This is a genomic window from Ruegeria sp. BE9 (assembly GCF_056538765.1).
In genome coordinates, this window is the sequence record NZ_JBQFTS010000002.1 from 271,842 (window position 1) to 285,988 (window position 14,147).

The 14,147-nt window shown below is 54.3% G+C and carries 10 protein-coding genes; 6 read left to right on the top strand and 4 right to left on the bottom strand.

Annotation, left to right across the window (positions count from 1 at the left end):
- Nucleotides 1-123: 123 nt before the first annotated feature.
- Both ACR0EO_RS08005 and ACR0EO_RS08010 read right to left on the bottom strand, forming a co-directional pair.
- Nucleotides 124-1,695 carry a tetratricopeptide repeat protein gene (locus tag ACR0EO_RS08005; protein ID WP_480688710.1) on the bottom strand — a complete coding sequence of 524 codons (1,572 nt, stop codon included), beginning with the start codon at nt 1,693-1,695 and terminating at the stop codon, nt 124-126.
- 763 nt (nt 1,696-2,458) lie between these two features.
- Nucleotides 2,459-3,571 carry an alpha/beta hydrolase gene (locus tag ACR0EO_RS08010; protein ID WP_480688712.1) on the bottom strand — a complete coding sequence of 371 codons (1,113 nt, stop codon included), beginning with the start codon at nt 3,569-3,571 and terminating at the stop codon, nt 2,459-2,461.
- Nucleotides 3,572-4,327: 756 nt separating this feature from the next.
- Between ACR0EO_RS08010 and ACR0EO_RS08015 the strand changes: the two genes are divergently transcribed.
- A complete protein-coding gene (locus ACR0EO_RS08015) occupies nt 4,328-5,905 on the top strand; it encodes a sulfatase-like hydrolase/transferase (RefSeq protein WP_480688714.1) in 1,578 nt (525 codons plus the stop codon).
- 483 nt (nt 5,906-6,388) lie between these two features.
- Here the strand turns inward: ACR0EO_RS08015 and ACR0EO_RS08020 are convergent, their stop codons facing one another.
- Entirely contained in the window at nt 6,389-7,402 is a 1,014-nt protein-coding gene (locus ACR0EO_RS08020; protein ID WP_480688715.1) for a helix-turn-helix transcriptional regulator, read from the bottom strand.
- Nucleotides 7,403-7,514: 112 nt separating this feature from the next.
- Between ACR0EO_RS08020 and ACR0EO_RS08025 the strand changes: the two genes are divergently transcribed.
- Genes ACR0EO_RS08025 through ACR0EO_RS08040 form a run of 4 tightly spaced genes read left to right on the top strand, consistent with a single transcriptional unit; the run spans nt 7,515 to nt 11,894 of the window.
- Nucleotides 7,515-8,588 carry an alpha/beta hydrolase gene (locus ACR0EO_RS08025; protein ID WP_480688717.1) on the top strand — a complete coding sequence of 358 codons (1,074 nt, stop codon included), beginning with the start codon at nt 7,515-7,517 and terminating at the stop codon, nt 8,586-8,588.
- Between the two features lie 51 nt (nt 8,589-8,639).
- Nucleotides 8,640-9,440, top strand: coding sequence for an efflux RND transporter periplasmic adaptor subunit (locus ACR0EO_RS08030; RefSeq protein ID WP_480688719.1), 801 nt, complete (start codon nt 8,640-8,642; stop codon nt 9,438-9,440).
- 55 nt (nt 9,441-9,495) lie between these two features.
- Nucleotides 9,496-10,758: an MFS transporter gene (locus tag ACR0EO_RS08035; protein WP_480688721.1), complete on the top strand. Its 1,263-nt coding sequence runs from the start codon at nt 9,496-9,498 to the stop codon at nt 10,756-10,758.
- A 14-nt stretch (nt 10,759-10,772) separates the two neighbouring features.
- A complete protein-coding gene (locus ACR0EO_RS08040; RefSeq protein ID WP_480688723.1) occupies nt 10,773-11,894 on the top strand; it encodes a calcium:cation antiporter in 1,122 nt (373 codons plus the stop codon).
- A 221-nt stretch (nt 11,895-12,115) separates the two neighbouring features.
- Here ACR0EO_RS08040 and ACR0EO_RS08045 read toward each other — a convergent pair whose 3' ends face one another.
- Nucleotides 12,116-12,769: a GntR family transcriptional regulator gene (locus tag ACR0EO_RS08045; protein WP_480688725.1), complete on the bottom strand. Its 654-nt coding sequence runs from the start codon at nt 12,767-12,769 to the stop codon at nt 12,116-12,118.
- 209 nt (nt 12,770-12,978) lie between these two features.
- On the opposite strand from ACR0EO_RS08045, the gene ACR0EO_RS08050 reads away from it, so the two are divergent.
- Complete coding sequence (locus tag ACR0EO_RS08050) at nt 12,979-14,061, top strand: Gfo/Idh/MocA family protein (RefSeq protein WP_480688727.1); 1,083 nt, start codon at nt 12,979-12,981, stop codon at nt 14,059-14,061.
- The last annotated feature ends 86 nt before the right edge of the window (nt 14,062-14,147 follow it).

Sequence of the window (14,147 nt, forward strand, 5' to 3'; positions counted from 1 at the left end):
GGTTCCGGGTGCTGACGGGTGGTCGCTAGTGCTGGCGGTTTGGCGGGGCAAGCTTTTTGATAACTGACTGCGAGAGCATTAGAAATCAATTCGCCATAAAGACTACCCAAATTTCAGATTAACTTAGTCAAGGTTTTGCAGAGCACTGTGCGCGGCATTACCAAATGCATTATTTGCCCGCTCCATTGCTTCTATCTGCTCTCTTCGCTGCTCTATAACGTTGCGTGTGCCCACAGCTTTTTGATCACTTTGCATAAGGGACAACCAGTAGGTTGCAGCTGACGCCACTTCAGGATCTGAGGAGTTTTGCGCGCGCCACAAAAGTGTCCTGGCGTCCTCAAAGTCCTTGGTTGCGACCTCCTCAATGCCATCATAGATAACGCGCGCCATGCTTATCATTGCCCAGTCATTGCCCAGTTCCATACTCCTCTCCAAGAGTTGAAGCGCAGTTGCCTTATCTGATTGCAGTCCACCTATTCCTAACGCGTACCACCAGCCAAGTTGGCCAATAGCCGCGGCATGACCTCTATCGCTTGCTTCCTTGAGCCAATAAGCTGCTTTCTCCCAATCGGTGTCAACATACTCTCCAGTTACGTACAGTGCTGCCAGATTATACTGCCTTTCCGCATCACCGCCTTCGGCGAGCTCAACCAGTTTTTCGAATTTTCGAAGCACAGCTGAACGCTCTTCCACCTTTTGTTGCGCTTCTTGCGATCCTTGCTCCGCTGCGAGCAAATACAGGCGTTGTGCTTCCTCTAGATTGCGCCAAACCCCATCCGTGCCATGTTCGAAGAGCCGTGCAAGTTCCAACTGAGCATTAACGTGACCGTCTCTTGCCGCCGCTGCAAAATGCGAAACTGCAACGCGCGGCTCGTTCTGACGCATCCAATACTCTGCAATTTCATACTGGTTTTCCGGATCACCAGATTTAATGTTTGCTCGGCTGAGGTCTAAACTGATAGGAAATGGCTTTTCTTCCCCATCGTTAATTGTCCCATTTGTGAGGCGACATTGTGCATCAAGCGGAAGTGAAACTTCAGGCCTTTGATTGGATGGTGCCGTGAAATTCTTCCAACCGACCATTCTTTCGCCCTCGAGTTCGAGGCTTAGGCTGTGCTCGTTACACTGCGGCTCCTCTTTTTTATATGGTGAATCGAAAGAATGGATATCCGTGGGCGGATTCAGTGGATCGAATGATGCGAACCTTTCCGGCCTAACCAAGGGTAACTTAACTTGGCAGCAATTCAGCCGACCGCCCGCCGCCCTGCATTCAAGGTCGCGGCCACGCCCTAACTTATAAAATTCTGCAACATCCTCCAGAGAGCAGCCTTGGGAATTCCGCTTTGGCTCTCCAAATTGCCATTCTTCAGTTTCATCTCCCCCGACACCACGGGCAGATACCAATTCGCATTTCGCGGTCACTTCGAATTCGAGTTTCCCACGCTGCTTTCTCTCGTTCAACCAATTCCCGGTAATCGTTCCATCGGTGCCAATGTTCAAGAAGAGCTTGCTGTTACACTCATTTTTTCCGTAGCAACAACTGGCCACTTGAGGCGATGAAGCGGTGCATTTAACCGCTCCCATGTTGCTTTGATGAGTTCCTTCAAACATATTCACGTTGCATTCTGTATTTTGTGCCGATGCAGGCGAAACCACTAAGCTCAAAGAAAATATTGCGATAAGGTATCTGGACAACTTCAAATCCTCCAATGTTTTGAGCTTTAAAGGCTAATTCTGGAAATCGAACTTGGTTGTTGTGAGCAGCTTTGAGCGCAGGACATTTTGTGGGTTAATGGGCTAAATATTCCCACGGAAGACCCGCAGATTTCTCCGAGCCTGAAGCTTCTCCGAGTATTCCAATCTCCATTGCCGCGACGAATCTTAGCATAGATTGACCGGGCAGCAGAAACCCGATGGGAACACATACCCGAAGATAACCCGAATCTGTTTATTGGAAGCAAAGCTCGGATAAAAGCTTGGTTTGCAACAGGTCTCGCCCCGGCCTTGCCAAACATTCATTTTGGTTAATGCAATCTAACGTAGGAGACTTCTTTAAACAAGTTGACGCTATTGGCGCACAACTACCTCCGGAAATCCGAGGACCCTTCTGCATCTAAATAAAGAAGCAACTGCAGGAGTTTGCTCGGTTTACTGGGGGAAAGTGTGTGTGATATCCTCTGGCTTGTTTGCGCGCGACACCTGCGTTACCGTGAAAGTCCCAAGGCGAATACTGGGTGAGGTCAGAGCAAGCCCATCAGGACGCCGAGAACAAACATAACCCCTGCCAGAGAAAGGCTCGGTGGAGTCGAGAGGGCCTAGCGTAGCGGGTTGCCTGGGGAAGTTCGCTTTGCTTTCTTTTTGTCTTAGTTGACGATGGTTGAGGGCTGGCGGAATGACCGTTCTGCGGGACGACGCAGTAATTTTCGGCGGCTACCCTGCTTCAGGTCTCGAAGGCGCACTAGCCCTTGAGGAAAGTTATCAGCAGTTGGACAACCTCGGATGTCTTTTCTTGCTGAACCCAATGCCCTGCACCGTCCACGAGTTCGACAAGTCGCATGTCGGTACAAACGCTCCTTTGCATTCTCTCAAGTGCACCGGGCGATTGATAGACACCCCAGTCACTTGCTCCGCCGATGAAACAAGAGGGAACATCAATTGTTCGACCGGCGAATAGCCGTAGCTCGTTTTGATGATCCGGCAAAAAGCTGCATCGATACCAGTTGAGTCCGCCCTGAAACCCAGTTCTTCCGAACTCCTCAATATAGACCTCAAGGTCGTTTTGCGTGAGCCAGCGGCAAGCATCGATCTCGCTCCTCGTCGGTGCATGGTGACGGATAGCCTCTGGCATGCTGTCGTCCATTCCCATGATGTAGTACGACGGCATCCGGGATAATTCGTCAGGTGTCCAACCGTTTAGCACAAATGGTTCGTTGTTGGCCCAGTCGGCGCTTTTGACATGGAAGTAGGTGCGCAAAAAGTCCGGCAATCCCGTATCTGGTTCAAGCATTTCAGCGTTTGCGTCTGGCGTGCAGTAGTAGTGCTGGTAGTGCTTCTTGGGTGGAGAAAGCGCCGCAAGACCCGCAGCCATATCGACTTCTTCGGTTTCGGAAAACGGCGGCGGGCCGTCGAAAGGCGCGCTCATTAGAGCAACAGATCGGAAAACATCCGGTCTTATTAAGGCGCAATATGCGGCGACTGGCGAACCGAAGTCGTGGCCGACCACCGCACAGACGGATTTTCTTCCGATTGCAAAAACAAGCGCCAATGCATCGCGAACCAAATTAAGCAGGTAGAACGGGCGGAGGTCCGAGCCATATTCCGTGGTCGAATTAGATGTGCGCCCATAACCCCGTTGGTCTGGGGCGACGACATGGTAGCCTTGCTCGGCAAGCCCTTGCATGACGCCTCGCCAACTGTAGGCGAGTTCGGGGAAGCCGTGCAGTAGCAAAACACATGGACGAGACGGGTCGGAGTACCCGGCTTCGAGGATATGCATGGTCAAGCCATTCACGCCTTGCACCAGACGGGAGCGAATGCCTTCTTGCAGATTGATCGGTTCTATCCCGTTCATGTGTTTGTCCTCTGAGCGAGTCCTCTGTATCGGTCGTTGAGATGCGCGATTTCTGTTAACTAAATCTGGTCGGGCAAAGTTTTCAATCCGGTTCAATTAAGCGGGCAACGCGAGCATGGATTCCGTCAGACATTTCCATCCCCCCGACAACTCGTGCGATGAGCACACTGGGCTCGGGGCAGACGTTCACGAATTTGTCGCGAGTGACCGCTTGGCGGATTTAGCTGACGTGTCCTTTGGGTCTTCAGATCAGCAAGGAGTCAGCTAACTGCCTCTGCGTAGAAGCTGCCGCAATGGGGAGTTGACCTGCGTCAAAGCATAGGTAGCCGGATTGCTTCTAAGTTGATTGGCACATGAAACAGAACCATTGGATCAAGTACTCTCGCAGAGCGGCATTCTTTGCCACAGTGATTGCATTGTCAGGGTGCACGGGCATGCACCACCAAGGCAATTGGCATGGCCACGGCGTAGAAGGTTGTTATGGACCTCACCACGACGTTGATCGCGAGGCCCACTGCCGAACGCTCGAGTGAACTTGCGCCTTACCCTCGGCGGCCCTTAGCGGGTTGCCGGGGACGCTCACTTTGCTTTCTTTTTCTAAGAGAGTGTTGGATGGCTGCTAGCGGAATAGCAGAGGTGGGGCAAAGCCGTCGTCCAACGTCTTGCTGTACCGAATTAACTTTACGAACCTTGACTCAGATTGGTGCGCTCGGTGACCTTACATTAGGATTATTGAATAACTCTGGGGAGGTCGCAATGAAATTGGCAATTACAATGACATCAACTGTTGCAATGGTATTCGCTGTAATTCCTGCATTGGCAATCGAACCGGATGGCCCGCAGCTGGACTTTGCAGAACGTAATGCCGACGCTTGGGCAGTTGAAGATGGCGAGATTAACGCGAAATTAGAAGCGCTGGAGGAGCGCTTTGGGAAGAAGCCCAACATCATTTACATACTTACCGATGACATCGGCTGGGGTGAGTTGGGCTGGCAAGGTGGCGGAAAGCATCGTGGCATGCCTTCTGACGAACTTGACCAAATGGCATTTGAAGGAATGCGATTTTGGTCAGCTTATGCAGAACCGTCCTGCACACCAACGCGGATAGCGATCAATACTGGCAGGCATCCTGTTCGCACCGGGCTTTTGTCCGTGCTATGGCCCGGAATGACGGATGGTCTTTCACCAGAAGAGGTCACAACAGCCGAAATCCTGTCTGAACAGGGCTATAACACTGCAATGTGGGGCAAGTGGCATCTGGGCGACTTGCCAGAACATGCGCCGGAAAATCAGGGTTATGACTATGCCTACTATGGTCTGTTCAACGGTGCGCCGGATTGGTGGCAAGCGGCCTTTGAAGACGAAAATGGGACTCTACCATTTGCCGATTTTCCCGGCTACGAGACCTATTTCGAACGCACTGGGATCGACATGTCGGTCGGCGGATATGTCGGACGCAAAGGTGAAGGCCGTACACCAATTGAAGGAGTGGCCGGTATTCTGTCGCCGGAACGACAAGAGGCCTTTGAAAACGAGTCCATTGATCAAATAACGCAATACATTGTTGACAAGGCTGATGACGAAAAACCGTTCTACATATATTGGGCGTCCTACGCGCTGCAAATTTCGGCTTCGAAAGAGTTTCTGAAAGCACCGGGCGTTGACAAGAATAACCGTCAGGCTTCTTTCATGGTGATGCACAGCAACCACGTCGGTCGGCTCCTGGATACGTTGAAAGCTGAAGCGATCGCTGAAAACACTTTGGTTGTTTGGATTAGTGACAATGGTCCAATGTATGCCTTTTGGCCGACAGCGGGTTACACTCTGCTTAGAGGTGCGAAGGGTGACATATTGGAGGGCGGCGTTCGAGTGCCCGCGATGGCGTGGTGGCCGGGAATGATCGAACCGGGGCAAGACCCGAAGGATGTCTTTCATGTCACCGACCTTTTCACCACAGCGGCGCGATTGGGTGGAGCTTTGGAGGGAATTCCGAATGACCGGATCACCGATGGTGTTGATCAAACATCACTGTTGTTGAACGGTGAGGGCCATGGCCGGCGGAACTTTGTGTCCTACTACAGCGGCCCAACGCTGGGGGCGATCCGCTACGAAGATTTCAAAATCCACATCACTGAAGGTCATGGCGGATTGCCAGGCATGGACTTTTACAACATTCGACGGGATCCCGGTGAAAAATACGGCGAACTTTATCCTGCTCTTTTTGCCGTCGCGCCAATGCAATTTCTGTTGCAAAGCCATAATGAGCGCATCGCTGAGTTTCCGCACCGCCCACCAATGACGGCTCAGGAGTCGACACTGACTGCGCACGACTGAACTTCGGGGCGAGGTACCAAATCAATCGTGTACTTTGAGCTCTCACCAGTCCTTCGCTGGACTAGGCTTGAACGTTCGCTCCGACCCACCACTAGCCAACACCAGCGACCAGTCTTCTGCCCCCCGGAACGACTCGTCAGCGGTCCACCCTTCGCACCCGTAACACCCGAAACCACTGGGGCATAAACGGGGCATTTCTCGGAGGGTTTAGCCCCAAGTGCCTGCTGTTGTTCCATGCTCTGAAGAACTGGCTGGGGTGGTTGGATTTTTTGTCAACATATTGAAAATTAACAAAGTAAAGGAAATATAGTCAATGGGTGCTGTTCAGAAATTGGTTTGAGTCCAGTATTGTGCCTCACTGTTCCGCTTTTGACATTTTGGACGTTAGCGAGTTCGCCGGTCATACGACTTGCGCGGGATCGGACGGAAACTGAACCTTCGCTGTGCATTGGGCCAGTGTCCGCTCCATTGAGGCCTTGCTACCTACGTACCGCTCAATTTGCGAAACTTAGATGGTGAAATTCCAAACCAGCTGGCAAATGTGCGGCGGAAGCTGTTGACCTCGCTGAACCCAAGATTGAAGGCAACCTCCGCGACAGAAAGGTCAGTGCCCGACAACAGCGACCTGGCTCGATCTGTCTGTTCAGCCACACGGATCTCTTTGAAACTGGTGTTCTCTGCAGTGAGCTGCCGTTGCAGCTTGCGTACGCTGACACCCAATGTGGCCGCCACCGTTTCGATGTCGGCGTGCCCCATGGCGAGTTGCGCGCGCAAGGCGTTCCCAACCACCTCTTTGGTGGTTGAGGGCGTTTGCCGCGACCGCACATCGCGGATGCCTGCCAACGTCATCGCCAGCCTCTCATCGGTTGTCCGCGGATTAGGGGTTTCGATTTCTGACAGAGGGATCGCAATGCTGGCGGCGGATCCCCCCACACGCACCTCTGCATTGTAGATGTACTGCAGCGCGGTTTCGGTACCTCGGTGCACCTCTGGCATCTCCACCCAACTCGGCCGCCAGCGGCGTCCACAGAACTCGCGCACCACAGACTGCAGCACAAACGGCAGATCCTGATCGATCAAATTTGCCCCGGCGATTCCGCCAAGCATGGCATCAAACCCAAGCACAAAATGATCGCCAACCACGCGGGTGCGCATAACTGACCCCCGTTGCAGGAACGGCAGGACTTTTTCGGCCCGCGCCAGGGCCACATCCAGTTTCGGCGCGCCGAGCACATAGTCTGCGTAGGCCCCAAAGGAGGCGTAATGGAAGTCTTGTGTGATATAGGCACCGATGTGTTTTTCGGAGATCTTCAGGCTGGCGGCTTGCATGAACCGCGCCTGAAGCCGATAGGGGAGGAACACCGTCGGGTCTTCCATTACTGCTCGCGACAGTCCGGCTTCTTTCAGGGCATGTTCGGACACCCGCGGTGATGCAATTTGGTCAAGCCCTTGTAGCGCGGGGCGAAACGCCAAGGTGCTTTGCAAAACCGTGTCCATGACGGACAGTTTGTCGTGAAATGATCACTTTTGGAAGTGGCGCGGCCTCCCCCCCAAAATTATCTCCAGTTTAGCAAAACGAATGACCCAAACTGAAAGTTGGAGACCAAACATGAAACGTCGTTCCGTCCTGAAAGTTGTTCTGACAAGCGCACTGATTGCGGCTCTTTCGGTGCCTGCGGTCGCCACCGCAGACAGCGCAAAGCCCGTGATTGAAGGTTTGCCAATGGCGGCGCGGACCGCACCGGTTCCTGCGGGCGTGTCCCCGGAATTGGCCGGGCTCATCGAAAGCCGTCAAGTTGGAACGCATGCCGAAACGCCATCCTCCACCGAGCAATGGCTTACATTGCAAGCCGAGTTTGACGCTGCCTCCCTGCAAGGGGTCGCACGTTTGCTTGAGATGACCGGCGCTCAATTCGCCATCGAGAACGTGGCGGGGGTGACCACCTACCGTGTCACGCCAACTACTATTGATCCCCGGTGGGCGGACACCGTTTTTGTGCACGTGCACGGCGGGGCCTTTGTCTTTAATGGAGGTGAGGCCGCCATGGCCGAAGCGATCTGGATGGCGCATGGTTTGGGTGTTGAGGTGGTGTCCGTCGATTATCGCCGCCCACCGCTGCATCCGTTTCCTGCCGCAACAGACGATGTGATCGCCGTGTGGCAGCAAGTTATCAAGGACCATGACCCAGCCAAAGTGGCGATGTTTGGCACCTCTGCTGGGGGCAACCTGGTGTTGTCGACGGTTTTACAACTACGCGACATGGGCACCCCGTTGCCTGGAGCCATTATGGCCGGCACGCCCGCTGTGGATCTGGCGCAGACGTCGGACAGCTGGATCACGTTGCAGGGTCTTGATCCGCTTGGCGCCCGCGAAGGTGTGATTGAAGGCACGTTTGACATTTATGCTGACGGTACCGACCGCACCGATCCGCGACTGTCCCCGATCTACGCCAATCTGGACAACCTGCCGACGACGGTTCTTCTGACCGGCACACGCGACCTGTTGCTGAGCGACACTGTGCGCATGCACCGCGCCCTGCGCGCCGCCGGGGTTGCCGCCGATCTGCATGTCTACGACGGCCAGTCACACGGCGACTACATGGCAGGTTTCTTCGTGAACGCGCCGGAGACTCATGACGCTTGGCGTGAGCTCAACACCTTCTTTGACCTGCATCTGGAGTGACCAACCATGACCGTTTTTGCAAGACTCCCGCTTCTGTTGTTGGGTCTTCTGATGACACACAGTGCCCACGCAGAGCCTGTGAAAGAGTTCACCAACATGCTCGCCGCAGAGACATTTACCGGACGGATAGAGGCCAGTGAGAGCGCTCTGGTGGCCAATTCGGTGAGCGGCATCCTCGCGGCGGTACATTTCAAACCGGGCGATACGGTTGAGAAAGGCCAATTACTGTTTGAAATTGCGGCCCCGGCTTACGAACAAAAGCTTGCCGCCAGCCGTGCGGTCGAAAGCCGTCGTGAGGCCGAATTGGCAACAGCGGAGGCCGAGGCGCAACGGCAGGCGAAACTTGGTGCGCGCGATGCGGTTTCCGAACTGGCCGTTCAAAACGCTACGGACCGGCTGATACTGGCCAAGGTGGCGTTGCAAGAGGCGCAGGCGCACCGTGCATTGGCAGAGCTTGAGCTGGCTTCGACACAGATCAGAGCGCCGATTTCGGGGCAAACTGGGCTCGCCCACAAACAGGTGGGCACCTATCTGGACACAGAAAACGGTCAAGCGCTGGCGCAGATTGTGCACACAGACACGGTCCGCGTCGTATACGGAATGCCGTACAAATCCCTGATCGCGCTGGACCAGTCGACGCCAGAGGGCCTGAGTGCTCTGATGGAGCGCTTTCAGGTCGACTTGCATTTGCCAGGTGACGTTCAGCCACTGGCACAGGGTGGCCGCGTGCTTTTTGCTGAAAGCGTGCTGGCCGCGAACGAAACTCTGCGCATCTGGGCGGAAATCCCAAATCTTGAGCGCGGCCTTATTCCCGGTTTGAACGTCGAAGTCAAAGTCAGCTTTTCAAACTAAAGCAGGTCGCGCGTCAGGCGCGGCCCACTTTTCCTCTCTTTCCTGGAGCAGTTCCATGGCCCGGTTCAGCGATCAAATCCACACCCTGAAATACCTGTTTATCGCGGTCGCGGCGATACAGCTGGTGACTGCGGCATCGGGCACCATCGTCGCGCTCTATTTTGCCCAAACCGGCGCGTCTCAAGAAATCGCCGCGCTGGCGCCCGCTGCTTACTCGTTGGGGTTCCTGATCGGCTGTTTCTACATTGCAGGCTGGATCACCAGCATTGGACATATTCGTGCATTTTCTGCGGGGGCGGCCATATGCACCGCTGCCGCCCTGCTTTTTTCCGTGACTGAGAACGAGCCCACGCTGCTAATCGTGCGCCTGATGACCGGCGTTGCAACCGCGGGCCTTTTTGCCATCGGTGACGCCTGGATCAGCGAAACCGTCGACGAAAAATCGCGGGGCCGATTGCTTGCCGTGTTTGCCATTGTCCTCGGGTTGATGTCGGTTCTCAGTCAGGTTCTCGTCATCGTTACACCCGACGACCTGAACCAGTCTTTTGTGCTGATGTCCTTGCTCTACTGTCTGGCAATTGTGGTGATCGCCGCGACGCCCAGCACGCCGCCCGAGGGCAAAGAACGGGCGAATGTACGCTTCAAGGCGCTGTTTCAAGACGCGCCCACTGCCGCTCTCGGCGCGCTCACCGTTGGTATCGTGTCCACAGTGTTCATGAATGTTGTGCCGTATCGGGCGGCTGTCATTGGCATTGATGCCACGGATGTGGCTATTGGCATCGCTGCTATTTACGTCGGGCGTATCCTGTTTCTCTATCCGCTTGGATTTGTGACAGACCGCATGGATCGGCGCCGCGTCATTGTAGTGACGGCGACAGTCGCAACCGGCGCCCTTGCGGCCTTCGCCACTTTCGCCACTGGCGACGGTGCGCGCTACTCAGCCATCGTGGGCACACCACTTTACATTGCAATGCTCGCCGGATTGATCCTCCTGGGCGGATCGATGCTCACCCTCTACTCGCTGCTTTTGGCTCACGCGATGGACCGCACTGTTCCCGTCTATGTCGCGTCCAGTGCTGTCACAATGCTGTTTGTCTTCACCATCGGCGGCATTGCAGGCCCTCTCATGACCAGCGCGCTTTCGGCGGTATTTGGCGATGCGGTCATGGGCTGGACGCTTGTGTTTGCAATGGCCGCCTTCGCGGGCTTCACCGCATTCAGGATCAAAACAGTGGCTCCGGCTGCCAGAGCGGAACAAACCCACTTTAAGGCGACCGAAACCACCAGCCTCAAATCCGTCCCCACCCAGAAACGGTAAGGTAGGAGACAACCATGACCACCCCCTCCACAAACCTCTTTCGCGCAGAAAAAGCCACTCTGCTCATCTGGCTCGTATTTTTTGCCATGACCTTCGCCGGCGACGTCATCAAGCCAACGGCCATGGGTTCCAGCATGTCCTGGCTACTGCTGGGCGGTATTTTTGGGGTGATGCTGTCCGCGGTCTTCCGCGTGGTGCACCACGCCGAGTGCTTGGCCCTCATCTTTGGCGAGCCTTATGGCACATTGATCCTGACATTGTCGGTGATCGGCATCGAAGTGGCTCTGATCACAGCTGTTATGCTGACCGGGGACAACAACCCGACACTGGCTCGGGACACTATGTTTTCCGTGTTGATGATTGTCATGAACGGATTGGTTGGTCTCAGTCTGCTGATTGGGGGGCTGCGGCACGGGCTGCAGGTGTTTAACCTCTCGGGTGCTAATGCCTACCTTGTAGTGCTGTTGCCAGTGGCCATCGTCAGCCTCGTCTTGCCAAGCTTCACCACATCCGCCCCGGGCGGTGGTCTGTCGGCTCTGCAAACTGTCTTCATGATCGCCATGTCCGTGGTGCTCTATGGGATTTTCCTCGTCTACCAAACCGCCGGCAAACCGGAGATTTTTCGACAGCCTGAGGAAGACCTGCCAACAACCGGTGGCTCGGATGCACATCATCTGGAAACCAAAAGCATCGGTTTCCATGTTCTTTGGTTGGTGCTGGCGATGTTGCCCCTGGTTTTGATGTCCAAAAAACTGGCGCTGTTTGTCGATTTCAAATTGCTGGAATTTGGCGCACCTGTCGCGTTGGGTGGCTTTCTGGTTGCCGCCATGATCCTGACACCTGAAGCCCTCGCCGCGCTGGGCGCTGCGCGGGCCAACAAACTGCAACGGGCCGTGAACATCTGTCTGGGGTCGGCTTTGGCAACCATTGGCCTAACAGTGCCCGCTGTGCTGATCGCGGCACATTTTGTTGCGCTTCCCATCGAACTTGGGCTCGGCGGCGCGGAAATCGTCCTCCTGGCCCTGACAATAGGGATCAGCATCCTGACCTTTGTCGGAACCCGCACCAATGCGCTTCAGGGTGTCGTGCATCTGGCCGCCTTTATGACCTATGTGTTCCTGATATTTGACTCATGACCGTAGGTTTAAGTTGCGTTGGGTGAGCTCAAAAGGCAGCTCCACACTGGCGGCTTCTTGCACCAGACCGAGTTTAATATTGCTAATTCGGACCTTCACTGCCCGACGCGTGAAGGTCCGCTTTGGGCCGTTCACAAACTTCTCGATTTAGATGTAGAATTATGAGTTATTCCCTGCCAAATCGACCTGAAGACGTCGAAGCACGCAATCAGCATGCCACCTTACATAGCCTCCAACGTGTGGGTGAGGCCGTTTCGGATGTGATCTTCCAACAGTTTCTTGGCCATATTCGCGTCTCTGGCCAATGCGGCATCGAACATGTGTTTGTGTTCTTTGGCTGCTACCTCACCTCGATAGGTCAGTACGAGCATCTGGTAGCGAAGATATTTGTCATAGATGATTGAGTGAAGGGATAGAAGATTCTTGGAGTTGCAGGCTGCTATCATTGCTTGATGAAACTCCGAGTCGTACCTCTTCCAGGTTTCTTTCTCAGAGTCATCTCCTTTGAGAAGCCGCTGCTCCATCAAATGCAGCTTATGATGCGCGGCGACGAGGTTCCCCTCCCAATCCGTGTCACCATTCTCGATGGACAACTCCAAAGCGTGGCATTCCAACAGGACTCGCAGCTCTGATATCTCGGTCAAGTCTTCTCGTGAAACCGGCGTGACCAGGAACCCCCGTTGCTCGGGAGCTTCGACAAATCCGTCGCTGGCGAGCCTGTTCAGCGTTTCACGAAGTGTCGAAAGGCTTGCCGAGTAGCGCTCCTTCAAAGCGTCCAGCTTTAGTTTGGAGCCGGGCTGCAGTTCCCCGAAGATGATGTCCCGCTTGATGCGCTGATAGGTGCTTGCACCTATCGTAGACGGCTGTTTCGCCATGCGTTTCACCCGATATTATCAGTTTCCTCGTTGAATTAGCATTTTTTAGAGACATCAGCAATCCAAACCGATGTATGGTAAAAATAAAAATATCATACATTATTGCGGAATCGCAAAAACCCCAATACGGTCGTGGCCAAGTTGGGCAAAAGCAGCTCGATCGCAATCATCGGTTTCGGGATTTTCCGGACCCTCCGGAAGGAAGCAAAGTGTCTAAGAACTTTCGCATTGCCATTGTCGGCATTGGTCTTGTTGGACGCCGCCACGCGGACGCTATCCGAGCGTTGCGCCATGTTGATCTCGTCGCGGTGGTCGACCCCAGCGATGAAGGTCGTGCTTACGCGGTTGAGCACGGGGTCGCATGTTACGAGACCCTTGAGGAAATGTTTGCAAATCAGACGCCGGACGGAGCTGTACTTGCGACCCCGACCACGCTTCATGTTGAACAAGGCCTTACGTGTGTTCGACATGGTTGTCCCGTTCTTGTCGAAAAACCGATCGCCGTAGAAGCCACCGCTGCACTTGAGCTTGTTCAAGCAGCGGAGAAGGCCAATGTGCCACTGATGGTCGGACATCATCGTCGACACAATCCTCTGATCCGGTCGGCTAAGGAAGCCATTGTCGATGGGAAGATTGGAGATGTGCGCGCTGTCCATGCGAATTGCTGGTTCTATAAGCCAGACGAGTATTTTGATGCTGCGCCCTGGAGAAAGAAACCCGGTGCAGGGCCCATCTCGGTCAATCTGGTCCACGATGTGGATCTGCTGCGGTATCTGGCCGGAGAAGTCGTGACCGTTCAGGCTCAGTCGGCTTCATCGCAGCGGGGTTACGACAACGAAGATGTTGCCGGTGCTCTGTTGACGTTCGAAAGCGGGGCGATAGGGACCATAAGTGTGTCCGACAGCATCGTCGCCCCGTGGAGCTGGGAGATGACGTCTCAGGAATATCCCATCTATCCTGCAACCACTGAGAGTAGCTACATGATAGGTGGCTCTCATGGTTCGTTGTCCGTTCCCGATCTTCGCCTGTGGAGTTACCAGAGTGAGCAAAGGGACTGGTGGACGCCAATCTCATCGACCGCGCTGAAGAAGGGGGCGTCTGACCCTCTGGTCAATCAGCTTAGGCACTTTGTTGAAGTAGCTCGACACGAAGCAGAACCGATTGTGTCTGGATGGGAAGGCTTCAGAACGCTTCAAGTTATTGAAGCTATTCAGAATTCCTGCAGAACAGGTGATACGGTCAGGATCAAAAACTTACAAAAAACACCAGTGGCAGGTATGACGGCAGTCTAAAATATCAGATATTTTGTAAAAAATCTTGCAAAATGTCCAAAATAGGTCAAAACTCTGAATCGCAAAAAAGAAGCATCATGATGTCT

Coding starts and splice junctions, on each gene's coding strand:
- ACR0EO_RS08010 (WP_480688712.1), bottom strand. CDS start 3,571: ATGAACGGGATAGAACCGATCAATCTGCAAGAAGGCATTCGCTCCCGT.
- ACR0EO_RS08015 (WP_480688714.1), top strand. CDS start 4,328: ATGAAATTGGCAATTACAATGACATCAACTGTTGCAATGGTATTCGCT.
- ACR0EO_RS08020 (WP_480688715.1), bottom strand. CDS start 7,402: ATGGACACGGTTTTGCAAAGCACCTTGGCGTTTCGCCCCGCGCTACAA.
- ACR0EO_RS08025 (WP_480688717.1), top strand. CDS start 7,515: ATGAAACGTCGTTCCGTCCTGAAAGTTGTTCTGACAAGCGCACTGATT.
- ACR0EO_RS08030 (WP_480688719.1), top strand. CDS start 8,640: ATGACACACAGTGCCCACGCAGAGCCTGTGAAAGAGTTCACCAACATG.
- ACR0EO_RS08035 (WP_480688721.1), top strand. CDS start 9,496: ATGGCCCGGTTCAGCGATCAAATCCACACCCTGAAATACCTGTTTATC.
- ACR0EO_RS08040 (WP_480688723.1), top strand. CDS start 10,773: ATGACCACCCCCTCCACAAACCTCTTTCGCGCAGAAAAAGCCACTCTG.
- ACR0EO_RS08045 (WP_480688725.1), bottom strand. CDS start 12,769: ATGGCGAAACAGCCGTCTACGATAGGTGCAAGCACCTATCAGCGCATC.